Annotated in this window: 12 protein-coding genes; 6 read left to right on the top strand and 6 right to left on the bottom strand. The window is 60.2% G+C overall.

Annotated features, from left to right (window positions below):
- Positions 1 to 56: 56 nt before the first annotated feature.
- Positions 57 to 1877, top strand: coding sequence for an adenine deaminase (locus AB5Z20_RS00650; protein ID WP_368155845.1), 1821 nt, complete (start codon positions 57 to 59; stop codon positions 1875 to 1877).
- Positions 1878 to 2078: 201 nt separating this feature from the next.
- Positions 2079 to 2873 carry a Cof-type HAD-IIB family hydrolase gene (locus AB5Z20_RS00645; protein WP_368155844.1) on the top strand — a complete coding sequence of 265 codons (795 nt, stop codon included), beginning with the start codon at positions 2079 to 2081 and terminating at the stop codon, positions 2871 to 2873.
- 107 nt (positions 2874 to 2980) lie between these two features.
- On the opposite strand, the gene AB5Z20_RS00640 is transcribed toward AB5Z20_RS00645, so the two are convergent.
- The 6 genes from AB5Z20_RS00640 to AB5Z20_RS00615 form a co-directional block, all read right to left on the bottom strand.
- Entirely contained in the window at positions 2981 to 3823 is an 843-nt protein-coding gene (locus tag AB5Z20_RS00640; RefSeq protein WP_368155842.1) for a Cof-type HAD-IIB family hydrolase, read from the bottom strand.
- An 87-nt stretch (positions 3824 to 3910) separates the two neighbouring features.
- Positions 3911 to 5329 carry a citrate synthase gene (locus AB5Z20_RS00635; RefSeq protein WP_368155840.1) on the bottom strand — a complete coding sequence of 473 codons (1419 nt, stop codon included), beginning with the start codon at positions 5327 to 5329 and terminating at the stop codon, positions 3911 to 3913.
- A 77-nt stretch (positions 5330 to 5406) separates the two neighbouring features.
- Entirely contained in the window at positions 5407 to 5694 is a 288-nt protein-coding gene (locus tag AB5Z20_RS00630) for an ACT domain-containing protein (RefSeq protein ID WP_006235289.1), read from the bottom strand.
- A gap of 234 nt (positions 5695 to 5928) precedes the next feature.
- Positions 5929 to 6687: a site-specific integrase gene (locus AB5Z20_RS00625; RefSeq protein WP_368155838.1), complete on the bottom strand. Its 759-nt coding sequence runs from the start codon at positions 6685 to 6687 to the stop codon at positions 5929 to 5931.
- Positions 6588 to 6839, bottom strand: coding sequence for a helix-turn-helix domain-containing protein (locus AB5Z20_RS00620; RefSeq protein WP_368155836.1), 252 nt, complete (start codon positions 6837 to 6839; stop codon positions 6588 to 6590). The genes AB5Z20_RS00625 and AB5Z20_RS00620 overlap by 100 nt, the downstream gene beginning before the upstream one ends.
- 9 nt (positions 6840 to 6848) lie before the next feature.
- The gene (locus AB5Z20_RS00615) at positions 6849 to 7361 is read right to left on the bottom strand and encodes a hypothetical protein (protein WP_368155835.1); all 513 of its coding nucleotides are present in this window, start codon (positions 7359 to 7361) and stop codon (positions 6849 to 6851) included.
- A gap of 134 nt (positions 7362 to 7495) precedes the next feature.
- On the opposite strand from AB5Z20_RS00615, the gene AB5Z20_RS00610 reads away from it, so the two are divergent.
- The 4 genes from AB5Z20_RS00610 (at position 7496) to AB5Z20_RS00595 (ending at position 12781) form a co-directional block, all read left to right on the top strand.
- Entirely contained in the window at positions 7496 to 9721 is a 2226-nt protein-coding gene (locus AB5Z20_RS00610; RefSeq protein WP_368155833.1) for a hypothetical protein, read from the top strand.
- Positions 9718 to 10467, top strand: a complete 750-nt coding sequence (locus AB5Z20_RS00605) for an ABC transporter ATP-binding protein (protein ID WP_368155831.1) — start codon at positions 9718 to 9720, stop codon at positions 10465 to 10467. The genes AB5Z20_RS00610 and AB5Z20_RS00605 overlap by 4 nt, the downstream gene beginning before the upstream one ends.
- A gap of 279 nt (positions 10468 to 10746) precedes the next feature.
- A complete protein-coding gene (locus tag AB5Z20_RS00600) occupies positions 10747 to 12435 on the top strand; it encodes an ATP-binding cassette domain-containing protein (protein WP_368155830.1) in 1689 nt (562 codons plus the stop codon).
- Between the two features lies 1 nt (position 12436).
- Positions 12437 to 12781: a hypothetical protein gene (locus AB5Z20_RS00595; RefSeq protein ID WP_006235302.1), complete on the top strand. Its 345-nt coding sequence runs from the start codon at positions 12437 to 12439 to the stop codon at positions 12779 to 12781.
- The last annotated feature ends 185 nt before the right edge of the window (positions 12782 to 12966 follow it).

Here is a 12966-nt window from a genome sequence, read left to right as displayed (position 1 = left end):
TGCTGCGGTGAAGGTTTGTCCGCCCCGCAGCGTTTTCTACGGTTAAAGGAGTATGTATGTCCGTTGAGGTCGTGAGGTCTGTGATCGAGGCCGCCGAGGGTCGTGTGCCCGTCGACACGCTGTTTGCCAACGCGCAGATCGTCGATGTGTACGGCCAGCGCGTAGCGCCCGGTAGCGTTGCCATCAAGGATGGCGTGATCGTCGGTGTGCTCTACGATGGTCGCGACGATGCCGCCGGTACGTATGAGGCTGCCGAGGTCATCGATTGCCAGGGCCGCTATCTTGCCCCCGGTTTTATTGACGGACACTTGCATATCGAGTCTTCGAACATCCGCCCTGCCGAGTATGCGCGCATGGCGGCGACGCGCGGTACCACTACCGCTATTGCCGACAGCCACGAGATCGCCAATGTTTCCGGCTTGGACGGCCTGCGCTTTATGATCGAGGACGGTCGTCGTGCTCCTATTTCCATCAAGTACATGATGCCCTCGTGCGTGCCCGCACTGCCCGACGAGCAGGCTGGTGCCGTCATCACTGCTGCCGATATGCAGGCGTTTTTTGCCGAATATCCGGGTGATGTCTTTGGTCTGGGCGAAATGATGAACCTGCCGGGCGTCTTTATGGCCGATCCCGAGACCTGCGCTCGTATCGACGCTGCCAACCAGACGCCGTCCAAACAGGTTGACGGTCACGCCCCGCTCGTTGCCGGCAAGGACCTCAACGCCTATGCCGCGGCTGGCATTATCGCCGACCATGAGTCGACGATTCCCGAGGAGGCACTCGACAAGCTATCTCGCGGCATGTATGTGATGCTGCGCGAAGGCACGTGCAGCCATGACCTGGCCAACCTGTCGCCGATGCTGCTGGAGAATCCCGCGCGTGCCCGCCGCTGCTGCTTTGCGACCGACGACCGTGCCCCTTCCGATGCGCTTGCGACCGGCATGATCGACAATGCCTGCCGCGTGGCGATTGAGGCCGGTATCGACCCCGTGGTCGCTATCTCTATGGCGTCCCTCTCCACGGCCGAGGCGTTTGGCCTGGACCACGGTTGCCGCGACCCGCACGAGCTGCGCGGTGCGATTGCCCCGGGCAAGCGTGCCGACCTGCTGGTGCTCAATGACTTGACGTTTGCCACGGCTCCGCATCGCGTATATGCCGCCGGTGTGCTCGTCGCGCAGGACGGCACCTTTGTGGGCAAGATCGCACCCGAGATGGCCGAGGTTGCGGCCCTTGCCGATGAGCTGCGCGCCTCCGTTAAGCTGCCGAAGCTTTCGCTCGACGTGTTCGACTATGCCTTTAGGCCAGGCGAGGCCGTGATTGACGTGGCGCCGGGTAAGGCCATCACGGGTATGGCTCGCCCCGAGACCGACGAGGACTTGCGCCGCATTATGTTGATTGAGCGCCACGGCCGCGGCGTGTCGCTGCAGGCCGAGGGCGCCGACGGCGACGGCCCCGCTGGACTGGGCCTGGTCGGCAAGCATATCGGTCGCGGCTGGGTGCGCGGCTTCACCATCACCGGCGGCGCCATTGCCTCCACGATCGGTCATGACTCGCACAACGTGTGCGTGGTGGGCGACAACGCCGCCGATATGATGGCTGCCGTCGAGGCTGTAGGCCAGGGCGGTCACGTGCTGGTACGCGATGGTGAGGTCGTGGCGCGCATTCCGCTGGCGCTCGGTGGCCTTATGAGCGAAGGCACGGCCGAGGACGTTGCCGCGCAGCACGACGACTTTATGGTCAAGGCGCGTGCCATGGGCATCGAGCCGCCGCTCGACCCCATCATGGGCATTATCTTCCTGCCGCTGCCGGTCATCCCGACGCTCCGCATTCGCCCCGAGGGCATGTTCGACGTCACCACCTTTACCTACGCCGACTAGTCATTGGGTGTTCCTAAGCGACTAGTTGTTGGGGACACCCTTTGGCTTGTCGAGTGCTGCGGACGCGCACTGCCTGGTGCATGTGAAGCATATGCTAGGCCCTTGTAACGTTTTTGCCTGCGGGGTCTTATTTGAGCTTCCTTTGGGTACGGTGAATTTGGATACACACCTGATTTCATCAAGCCCGAAGGGAGCTTTTCTATGATCAAATTGATTGCATCCGATATGGACGGCACGCTGCTTGACGAGAATGGTCAAGTGCCGCCCGAGACGTACGAATTGATTCTGGCGCTACGTGAGCGCGGTGTGCATTTTGCCGCATCGTCAGGCCGCCGTTACGATCGCCTGTGCGAGTTCTTTGCGCCCGTTCGCGACAAGATGGACTTTGTCGCAGCTAACGGTGCCCAGGTCTACGCCGACGGCAAGATGGTAGACCGTGAGGTGTATTCGCACCTGGCGATTCGAAAGCTCGCCCAGGCCGTCGCGACGTTTCCCAATCTGCATCTTGCGCTCTTTGACCGAACCAAGTCCTTTTTGCTCGATGACGAGAGCAAGTTCGTGCGCGAGGTCGATAAGGACCTTCCCAATGCCGAGCGCATTTGGGAGCTGCCTGATCCCAGCGTAAATATCATCAAGGCGAGTATCTTTTGCGATGACGGTGCCGTTATGGACAGCGCCTACGTACTGCAGCGCGAGCTCGGCCAGCTCTTTACCTTTGCGCCTTCGGGCAACGCGTGGATCGATGCCATGCAGCCCGGTGTGTCGAAGGCCTCGGGCATCGCACAGCTCGCGGAGCATTACGGCATTGGGCGCGACGAAGTTATGGCGTTTGGCGACTCGATGAACGACTACGAGATCATTCGCTTTGTCGGCACGGGCTGCGCGATGGAAAACGCGCGCTCCGCGCTCAAGGCGGTGGCCGATTGCGTGGTGGGTCGTAACCGCGACCACGCCGTCCAGCAGGAGCTCCGTCACGTGCTGGAGAGCATATCCTAGTCCGACACCTGGGGACGTTCCTTTTCTGCCGGCAGCTGGGGACACTCCTTGTTGCTTGTGGCAAAGACTGTCCCCAACGACCAGTCGTTTAAGAACGTCCCCGATGACTAGGCGAGGGCGGCCATGATGGTGCGGGCGACGCCGTCGTGGTCGTTGTCGAACTCGGTGATGGCGTCGGCGGCGTCGCGGTCCTCGGGCTCGCCGTTGATCATGGCCATGCCGTGGCCTGCTGCCTGCAGCATGGGAATGTCGTTGATGTTGTCGCCGAAGGCCCAGGCGCCGGCAAGGGGCTCGCCCAGGTGCTCGCATAGCCACGTGAGGGCCGTTCCCTTGGTGGCTCCCTCGCCCATGACCTCGATATTCATGGCGTACGAACGCGTGACCTCAATGCCTCCGAGCGCGTCGAGCTCCGCCGCGATGGCGTCGCGATCGGCCGGGTCGTGCCAGTACATGGCGATGCGTTCGAGTGTCTCGACCTCGTCGATCTTGCTGTCGATATCCATGTCGATCGGTGTTCGTGTGCGCTTGAGCGAAGCCGCGATGTGGGGGTCGCCGCCGCAGAATTCGTCCAGGCGCGTGTAGAGCGAGCGGGGGAGGAAGCACTGCCCGTCCGCGAAGATATCGAAGGTGACGTCATGGCCGGCGGCAATGCTATGGACGCGGTGAGCGATGGCGCGGTCGAGCGGTCGGCTCAAGATGCACGTGGCGCGTGAGGCATCGGCAGGCACATCCTCGTCGAGCTGCCAGACGCTGGCACCATTGGCGCAGACCGCGTAGTGTACGGCGGGGTGAGCGAGGATGGGCTCAAACACGCCCGACAGCGGACGCCCCGTGCAGGGCACAAACTCAATGTCGCGATGTGCAAGCTCGTCGAGCATCGCCCAGGTGGCGTCGCTCATCTGCTTGTCGCTCGTCAACAGCGTTCCATCCATATCGGAAAAAACAATCATTCGATGCAGCCCTTTCTGCTGGCATAAAAAGCGTGGCCGAGGGCGGTGATACCCTGGCCACGCTCGAGTTCTATAACGGTCCGCGTCCTAGCGGTCGGCGAGCGGCTTGTACTCCAGCGGCTCGATCACCGGACGGTATGCCGGGCGGATGATGCGATGCGCACAGAAGAGCTCTTCCATGCGGTGTGCCGACCAGCCGGCCATGCGGGCGACGGCGAATAGCGGCGTAAAGAGCGTCTCGGGCACACCGAGCATCTTGTAGATAAAGCCTGTGTACAGGTCGATGTTGGCGCAGATAGGCTTGGTCATGCCGTGGTCGCGCATCACCTGCGGTGCCAGGCGCTCGATGCGCTCGATGAGCGCGAACTCATCGCCGAGGTCCTTCTTGGCGGCAAGCGTGCGCGCGTAATGACGGCACACCTCGGCGCGCGGGTCGCTCAGCGTGTAGACGGCGTGGCCCATACCGTAGATGAGACCCGTGCCGTCGAAGGCCTGCTTGTCGAGAATCTTGCCCAGGTAGGCTGCGACCTCGTCCTCGTCCTCCCAATTGGAGACATGCGCACGGATGTCCTCGTGCATGGATACGACCTTGGCGTTGGCGCCGCCGTGGCGCGGGCCCTTGAGCGAGCCGATGGCCGCGGCGTAGGCGGAATACGGGTCGGTGGCCGAGGAGGACAGCACGCGGCAGGCGAACGTGGAGTTGTTGCCGCCGCCGTGCTCGGCATGGAGCATAAGCATCACGTCGAGCAGCATCGCCTCGTCGCGGGTAAACGCCATGCCGCCGCGCAGCACCTTCAAAATGGTCTCGGCCGTGGACAAGCCGGGCGTGGGGTGCGGTACATGCACCTCGGAGCCGCGACGCTTGGCGACCGAAGCCATGTGCGCGAAGGCGGCAATACGGGGCAGACGGGCGAGCATGGAGATGGCAACATCGATCTCGTGCTCGGGGGTGATCACGTCGGGCTCGGCGTCGAAGGCATAGAGCAGCAGCACGGCGCGCTGAAGCACGTTCATGATGCTCGACGACACCGTGGTCATCGGGAATTCCTTGACGTACTCGTCGCTCAGGTGCCTAAACGCGCCCAGGCGTCCGCAAAAGCCGTCGAGCTCATCCTTGCTGGGCAGCGAGCCCGTAATGAGCAGGTAGGCGACCTCTTCGTAGCCATAGCGGTCCTCTGCCTGGGCATTGTTGACGAGGTCCTCGATGCTGTAACCGCGCAGCGTGAGTCGGCCCTTGTCGGGCACGACCCGGCCGTCGACCTTGTTGTAGCCGTGCACGTCCGAGATGCGGGTGAGGCCCGCGACCACGCCCGATCCGTCGGCATTGCGAAGACCGCGCTTAACATTGTGCTCGACAAACAGGCCCTCGTCATAAGGGTCGGTGGGCATGCCGTAATACAAATTTTCGCTTTCGGGCGCAATCTGGCGGCTGGCCTCATAGTCCAGGACCAGGCGGCTCAGATGGTCATCGAAGCGGTAGTAGATTTTCTTGGCGTCGTAGGCCATGCGCGCTCCTCTCCATGCCACGTCGGGACGGTACGCTTGGACGCAGAAGCGCCCGTCTGCCCCGGGCGGCTTGTTCGCTACAGGCGGTACATAAAGTTAAAGACGTCCTCGCGCTGGATGGACACGTTGACGCCCGAAAGCTCGCCGGCCTCAGCCAGCGCCTTCTGCAGCTCGGCGAAGTCGAGCTTGGACTCGGCGGTGTCGGCCAGCATGGTCATGGTGAAGATATCCTCGATAATGGACTGCGTAATGTCGCGGATGTCGACATTGGCCTCGCCCAGGACACGGGTGACGCCGGCGACGATGCCGGGGCGGTTCTTGCCAAGGACGGTGATGACGATGCGGGAGGACGAGATCTCGGCCATGGGAAACCCTTTCGCGTGTTGGCGGCGCGCGCGGGCGCTCCGCTACGGTACAGTGTTCATCATTGTACCTGTCTGACGCAAAAAAGGGCGCGCTCGCTGCGGCGTTACATGTCTGCAACATGAGCGTGAGGGGGCAGGTCACACGGTGAAGAGCCGTCTGGCGCCCGTCCAGCTCGTGTTGGGTTGATTTTCGATCTCAGCCGAACACTTTGAGCGGATAGGCCGTTCCCGCAGTCAGCCGAACGCCTGGAGCGTCTCGATGGACTCCTGGATCCTCTCTTGGAACATGGGACCCGAATCGACTCTCGGCCCGAGGTACCCGCGCCAAAGGCACGGCGAGACGCGCAGCATGTTATGGATTTTGGAGATGGGCTCGATGTCGGCGTAGACGTTGAGCGTCACCATAGCGTCCTTGTGCCCGAGGATGGATTGGAGCGCCTTGATATCGCCGCCCTGGCGGATCCGCTGCGTGGCGAACGTGTGGCGAAGGCCGTGGGACGTAATCAGCTCGTCGTTGGTGCCCATGAGGCCGTTGGTCTTCGAGAACGTCTTGAACGCCCTGCGGATATAGCTGGTCGTCGCGAAGGTCGCGCCCGGCCCCGACAGGACGTAGCAGTCCCCAATTCCGACCGACCCGACGAGGCCACGCGAGCGCAACTTCCCATGATTGATCTCGTGAATCTCCTTCAGGAAGGGGAGAAGGCCGACCGGGTCGATGGGTATGGCCCTGGAATCATGGGTCTCGGTGCCCTTGATGAAGGAGCCCATCCCCTTCGCGTACGCCACCGAGCGCCTGACCGAGATCAAGCCCGTCTCGAAATCCACATCGCACCACCGAAGGCCGCAGACCTCGCCGATTCGCAACCCGTGTGCAGGGCGAGCACGACCGCCCTCTAATCCTCGGCGGACCAATCGAGTCCGAACTCCTTTTGGGCATCCTCTTCGCTCATGACTTCGAGAAGGTCTCCGGGTTGACAGCGAAGGGCGAGGCATAGCTGCTCGAGCGTGTTGAAGCGAATGCCGCGAATATGCCCTTTTTTAATACGGGACAGGTTCACGGGCGTGGTTCCAATCCTTTCGGCAAGTTCGTTCGAGGAAATCTTTCGCTCGGCCATGATCTTGTCGAGGCGAACAATTACGGGCATGGCGTTTCCTTACGCAATTTCGTCGGAGTCGAGGTACAGCTCTCGAGCGTACAAGAAGAGTTGGGAAAGCATGAACAAGACGATGCCGAGAACCAGAGAGGTCCAGTCGAATGATGAAGCGATCTCTTGGGCGCCGACGGCCCCCTCGCCGCCAAACATCGAAACGGAGGTTTCGAGTGAGCCGGCGTAGAGGCTGGTGGCAGCTTGAACAACGAAGAGAATGCCGAGCACCTTCAAGCATGTCGCAGACCCTTTCTTGAAGGGGTCTCCGCTCTTGATCGTCCACACGAGAACGGCGCTGAGGATGGTCGTAGCGATACCGATGACGGCAGGGGCCAATGTCGAGATCGCAAGGGCTGGATACGCGGGGGAGTCTGCAATTACAGGGTTGTCGAGCACTTCGATTGCTGGCTTTAAGGAGAACGCCACTTGTGCGATGGCGGTGACGCAAAGGGCCGCAGAGGCTATCGCACATGCGATGCGGAAGGAATGAAGCCGGGGAGTGCGATTGTCGGAACTCATAATAACCTCCGAAGAATTTAAAAAACTTAGGTTACTTTTTAACAGTTTATGTTAAATTGACTTTGCCGGCAAGTAATCAAAGCAGCTGCAATCGTAACCCCGCGCATCGAGTTGAATCGTGTTGAAACGAGCTGGTGATACGTATGCTCAAAATCTCGAAGGCAATCTTTAGGTCGCTCCTCTCCTCCAGGTCGCTCTGTGTTGCCGTTGTTGCGTTGATGGTTCTTTGTGCTTTGCCCGTCTTCAGGAGCGCGGCTGGCATCGACGGACGGGTTGAATACCTCGAGTCGGGAATAACCCGTGTTGAGCAGGAATTGTCAGCATCCTATGCGGATGCGCTTGTGAATGCGGGGGAGGAGGGCGTCTATACCTCTTCATCAAGCATGCCCGCGCTTCTGTACCCTCTTGCCGCGGGGCGTCTTGTCTTGGCGCCGCTCTCTCCTCTGCTTCCGTTTCTGCAGGTATCGGATGGAGCGTACTCCTTTTATGACGGATCGAAGGAGTACTTGCTATGGGCCGCAACGGCCGTTGCCGTCTCGTTCCTTGCCGCGCGTCTTAACAAACGCGAAAAACTCATCATCCAGGCACCGATGGGTGAGCTGGGCAGGCTTGTTGCATCGAGCGTATGGGCGAGTGTTTTTGCGATGCTTGCCGTCTTCGCCGTCAATCTTCCAGGGATAATCGCCGCACTTGTGAAGAATGGCCCGGGCTCGCCGTTCTATCCGATAGGCTACGTTCAATATGCGACTCCGGTTATCAAACCGGCTTGGCTGGTGTTCGCACAGACGGCCATCTTGCAATTCTTGGTGGCGGCGTTCATCTCGCTCGTCGTTCACCTTGCCGTGAAGATTGCCAATAACCCTACGCTTGGAATCGTGTTCGTATGTGCCCTGATGGGGGCGACGATGGTTCCCGGGTATTACGGAAGATCCATCGCTTTACGTGAGTTCGCCCTGTTGAATCCCCTTACGTATGCGAACACTGAGTTGACCGTCGGCGCCTATAGCCCGTACCCGACAACGCAGATAGTGAATCTGCCTGGACTTTGCTTCGAGCGTGGCGCGATTACCCTCGTATGCGCAATCGGGATCGAGGTGCTGGCAATTAGCCTGCTTTGCGTTGCTGGAAAGAGCGGCTGCGCGCGCCCGATGTCCCCGATTTGTCTTGAGAGAGGTTCCTTCACCGCATCGAGAACGACAGCCCGTTCGAGCGCTTGTGCCTCCGCCGTTGCATACGTAAGAACGATGGGGAAGCTGCTCCTGCATTCTCCTGCCCTCGCCGTATGCGCGATTGCAATGTCGACGGCGATGCTGGCCCCGGCTCTGGTCGAGGTGTTTCCTGACGCTGGTGACGTTTCCGCTGTTCGGTATAGGGATGGGGAGCTCCGTTCAATAGATCGGTATCTAGAGCAGGACGCTGCGAATATGGACGTCGAGGGCAAAGCGGCCCTGGAAGGCATGCGAAATGCTCTTTCGGGTTTCGTGTACGCGCCCACGCCTGCGGAGGGGTTTCGAAGCCTTGCGACGTACGAGCGCGCTCGAGGCGAGCTGGGCGCGGCAGATGCGACCCTCCTGCAATCGATCGGAATCGAGCCGGAGACTCCTTCTCGTGTGGAGGCGCGCGCCCTTCTGCTCGAGTCGATCGCGAGCTTGCCGGACCCCAAGGTTTACGAGTTAAGTACGAAGATGCCCCCATTAATCCTCCTTTCCTATCTCCAGGCAGCGCTTCCTTCCTTGTTTTGGCTGTTGCCCGTGGTTGTCACATCGCTTGCGTGCACCCACCTGCGGTGCCGTTCCCTTCTGGTTTTCCAAGTCCCCGCAACAGCGCATGTGCGTTTTCTGACGGCTGTTGCGCTGTCTCTCCTGCTTGGCTTGGCGCTGCTTTTGGTGTCGATGGTTCCCGCTGCGGTTGTGTCCTTGATTAAGAACGGTGCGGGTGGATCGGAGTATCCCGTCGCTCTCATTCGAGCGGGGGCTCCGACAACGTCTACGGTGGAGGAGGCGGTGTTACGTAGCATTCCATTGCTGGTCATGACATACGGCGTGATTTCCGTCGCCGCTGCGTTGGCAGCAGCGATTAGCCGCAACCCCGTTGTCGCTGGAGCGGTCTGCGCGGTTCTTTTGGTGTTGGGTTCGTTGGGCGCTCAGGTTGAAAGCGCGGGCAAGGGCGCCGCGCTGCTGGCTCCATTCGCCTCGTTTGATCCCGCTTCCCAGGTGGGGACGATTGGGTTTCTTGGGCGAGGGACGAACGCGATGCCTTTTGGAGAGGTCGTCGGCGCATCGGGCGCTCTGCTGGTGGTCTTGGGCGCCGTATCTCCGTTGATGGTGCGCCTGGGTGTTCCAAAGATCGAAAGGGGATGATCTCGATGATTGGCCTTCAAACGCTGACGATCTCTTATGGAAAGAAGGTGCTCGTAGATTCGGTGGACGCTGAGTTTGCCCCGGGTACGGTCTACGGTCTCGTCGCTCCGAACGGGCATGGAAAGACGACGTTGCTGCGTGCGATGGCAGGTTTGCCGGGTCCTCGCGTGGACGGGAGCATCGTTCTGGATGAGGTGCAGGGTACGGGTGCGAGAGAGGTCCGTTCTATGATCTTCTATGCACCTGGTGAGGGGACGCTGCTGTATCCCGGATTGCGTGCGGAAGATCACCTCAAGATGGTTTGCGATATGTGGCCGCATGCTCGCGATATCGAAGAGATAGTGGAACAAACGCAGATAGGCGAGTTCGCGAAGATGAGGATCCGCACTCTGAGCCAGGGCATGAAGCAGCAGCTTACCCTGGCGATTGCGTATGCGACGGGTGCGCGGTACCTTCTATTAGATGAGCCCATGAACGCGCTCGACCCCAGCAGGGTGGACTTGCATTCCGAGATTCTCAGGAAGCTGGCCGATTCTGGTACGTGCATCATCATGTCATCCCACATCTTGGATTCGGTCGATAGGCTGTGCGATGAGATTCTGTTTTTGAAGGATGGGAGGCTCATTAGAAGCATTCCGCAAGATGATGCTGCGCCGAAGTCTCCTGGATCCCATTTCGCAAAGCCTGCCGGACGCGCCGAGGGTGCGCTAAGCACGTATCGGCGACTCTACGAAGAAGGCGGGTAGAAATGCAAGTTAATAATCTATGTGGTCAATATAATACCGTTGAACCCGCATATCGATACCGCTCGGCCATTCGCCTCGCCCCCGTCGCACGCATCTTCATTCGGTCTGTCATCATTAATCTAACGATTCTTTGAGGAACGTAGGTGCTTCTAAATGTACTGTCGACTTCTTCTCAAACTAATCCTAAGAGACAGGGCCGTATGGATCTCTACGCTCGTTCTCGCCGCAGCCTTTTCCGTCCCCATTGCGTTCAATTCACCCATCTACGGGCCCTTCTTTATGAAACAGGGCATGCAGAGCTTTGTCGACGCATTCAATACGCGCGCGCCCCAGGCCAGCGGCACAGACCTATCTCCAGAGCAGCAAAATGACGCGGAGCTTGCAAGATACGCGAACGCCGCCCTCGCCGCTCAAACCGACGCCGCCTTTCTCGATTCTGCCGAGAGCTACTACGCGCTCATGGGCGAAGGCTTCCAATCCGGGTCCATCGTGGGAGGCCGAGAGGCCAATGACGCAGCGCTCGCATATTGCCGTGCCCTGAGCAGCTCCGGCATCACGGATATCCCGGCCTCCGCAAGCGACCTGCCATTCCTTTCCTTCCTGCCTTACGCCATTGCCACGGCGCCGTCTTTCCTTCCCTTCATCCCCTTCCTTCTCTCGTCGATACTCCTGCTCGGGGCCACAAGGCCCGGGACCCTGGCGGCGAAGGCGCCCGTGCCCAAATTCCGGCGCCTTATCCAGATCGTGTTTTCGATAATCGCCGCGGGGACCGCGATGCTCCTCGCCGGCCTCGCACCCGGGGGCATTTACGCCTTGGCCCTAAACGGCTTCGGGCAGATCGGGTATCCGGTCGCCCTCTTCCATGACGGCGCGCTTGCCACCACGACCGCGGGAAACGTCTTCACGACCATACTTCTCGCGCTGCTCGCGGGCGGAACCTTGATATCCGTTTGCTCCGCCGTCCTATCGACCGCAACGAGGCGCGTCCTCGCGGGCCCCCTTACCTCCGCGCTGCTTGTCGCGGCCCCGGCATTCCCGTTACTGTCCGATTCGGCACTGGGGCATAATGCCGCGCTCGGGCTCCTGCCGCTGGCCGTGTTCTCGCCTATCGAGGCAACGGGTTACGTGGGATGCTTCCCGACGGAATTCATTGGCTCCGGTTCAGGCAGCGCATCGATGCTTGCCGTGGCCCTGGCATACGTCGCGGTCCTTTTTGCGGTCGGCGCCGTTGCGGCACGTTCCCCCAAACAGCCTGGACCCGCGAAAAAGCACCATGGGCTCGAGCTTCTGGACGCGAGCGTGGGATACGGGAGCACGACGATACTTTCAATCGGGTCGCTTTTCCTGAGCCCGGGAACGGCGGCGGGCCTCGTTGCTCCCAACGGCTCGGGGAAAACCACCTTTCTTGAAGCGCTGTCGGGCCAATTTCCCACCCGCATCCGCTCGGGAAGCCTGGCGGCAGACGGAATCTGCCAACGTCGATCAGCCGAATTTGCAGAACTCGTCTACCTGAGCTCTTCAGGCGGCGCGGATCTCTATCCCACGCTATCGGCCATCGAGCACCTTGCTTTCGTTAGGGAGGCGTGGAAATCGGCTGCCGACATCGACTCGCTCTGCGACTCCCTCGGAATCTCCCCATATCTCGACAAGCCGACCCGTAAACTCTCGACAGGAATGAAGCAGCAGGTAAAGCTTGCCATGGCGATATCGACCGGTTGCCCGTACCTTATCCTCGATGAACCGCTGAACGGCCTCGATCCGGGAAAGCGGAAAACCTCCTGCGACGCGATGCGCAGCGAGGTGGCGCGGGGACGAAGCGTGCTCATTTCAAGCCATCTGCTCGACGACCTGGCAGACCTCACCAACTCGTTCTACTTCATCGAGGCCGGCACGCTCGTGGAAAAGATCAAGTCGTCCTCGCAGACGCTCAAGCAGGAATACCTCGATACATACGAAGGAGGTGAATGACATGAAACTATTTGAACAGCTGAAGTCCAATGCGTCGCGCATGGCTGTCTACGCCATCCTCGTGGCAACGGCTTTATGCGGAATCGCGGCACCCGTCTATGCGCTCAACGGGGAGAAAGGCGATGTCGAACCCGCGTACATGGCTTCGACGGTTAAGGACCGGTACAAAGCCTTCTCTGGAGACACGTTTTACGTAGCAGAGTACGACACGACCTACCGTCAGCTTCGCTACAACAAGGGCTATGACTATCTAGGCGCAGAGGCAATCAGCTATACGTCGGGTTGGTACCGCTCCAACTATGGACACATAACCCAGTTCAAGTGTAACTACCGTGTGTACAACTAAAGCAACCGGTCGGGACGAGGGGTGACGCAAAAGCGTCGCCCCTCGTTTTTAACCATGTCAACTGAACCTAGTTCAGTTTGGTTGATTTCCGATCTCAGCCGAACACATTGAGCGGAAAGGCCGTTCCCGCAGTCAGTCGAACGTCCCCGGGGCCCTTCTCAGGCCCCGGGGACGGCATTTTCCCA

This window comes from Collinsella aerofaciens (genome assembly GCF_040910245.1).
Lineage (GTDB): Bacteria > Actinomycetota > Coriobacteriia > Coriobacteriales > Coriobacteriaceae > Collinsella.
Note: the sequence above shows the minus strand (reverse complement) of the source record. Positions and strands in the feature narration are given on the sequence as shown.

What these genes read in the sequence shown, in the direction of transcription:
- AB5Z20_RS00620 (WP_368155836.1), bottom strand. Translation starts at nt 6,839, where the DNA reads ATGCCCGTAATTGTTCGCCTCGACAAGATCATGGCCGAGCGAAAGATT.
- AB5Z20_RS00625 (WP_368155838.1), bottom strand. Translation starts at nt 6,687, where the DNA reads ATGCCTCGCCCTTCGCTGTCAACCCGGAGACCTTCTCGAAGTCATGAG.
- AB5Z20_RS00630 (WP_006235289.1), bottom strand. Translation starts at nt 5,694, where the DNA reads ATGGCCGAGATCTCGTCCTCCCGCATCGTCATCACCGTCCTTGGCAAG.
- AB5Z20_RS00635 (WP_368155840.1), bottom strand. Translation starts at nt 5,329, where the DNA reads ATGGCCTACGACGCCAAGAAAATCTACTACCGCTTCGATGACCATCTG.
- AB5Z20_RS00600 (WP_368155830.1), top strand. Translation starts at nt 10,747, where the DNA reads ATGAAACAGGGCATGCAGAGCTTTGTCGACGCATTCAATACGCGCGCG.
- AB5Z20_RS00605 (WP_368155831.1), top strand. Translation starts at nt 9,718, where the DNA reads ATGATCTCGATGATTGGCCTTCAAACGCTGACGATCTCTTATGGAAAG.
- AB5Z20_RS00615 (WP_368155835.1), bottom strand. Translation starts at nt 7,361, where the DNA reads ATGAGTTCCGACAATCGCACTCCCCGGCTTCATTCCTTCCGCATCGCA.
- AB5Z20_RS00640 (WP_368155842.1), bottom strand. Translation starts at nt 3,823, where the DNA reads ATGATTGTTTTTTCCGATATGGATGGAACGCTGTTGACGAGCGACAAG.
- AB5Z20_RS00650 (WP_368155845.1), top strand. Translation starts at nt 57, where the DNA reads ATGTCCGTTGAGGTCGTGAGGTCTGTGATCGAGGCCGCCGAGGGTCGT.
- AB5Z20_RS00645 (WP_368155844.1), top strand. Translation starts at nt 2,079, where the DNA reads ATGATCAAATTGATTGCATCCGATATGGACGGCACGCTGCTTGACGAG.
- AB5Z20_RS00595 (WP_006235302.1), top strand. Translation starts at nt 12,437, where the DNA reads ATGAAACTATTTGAACAGCTGAAGTCCAATGCGTCGCGCATGGCTGTC.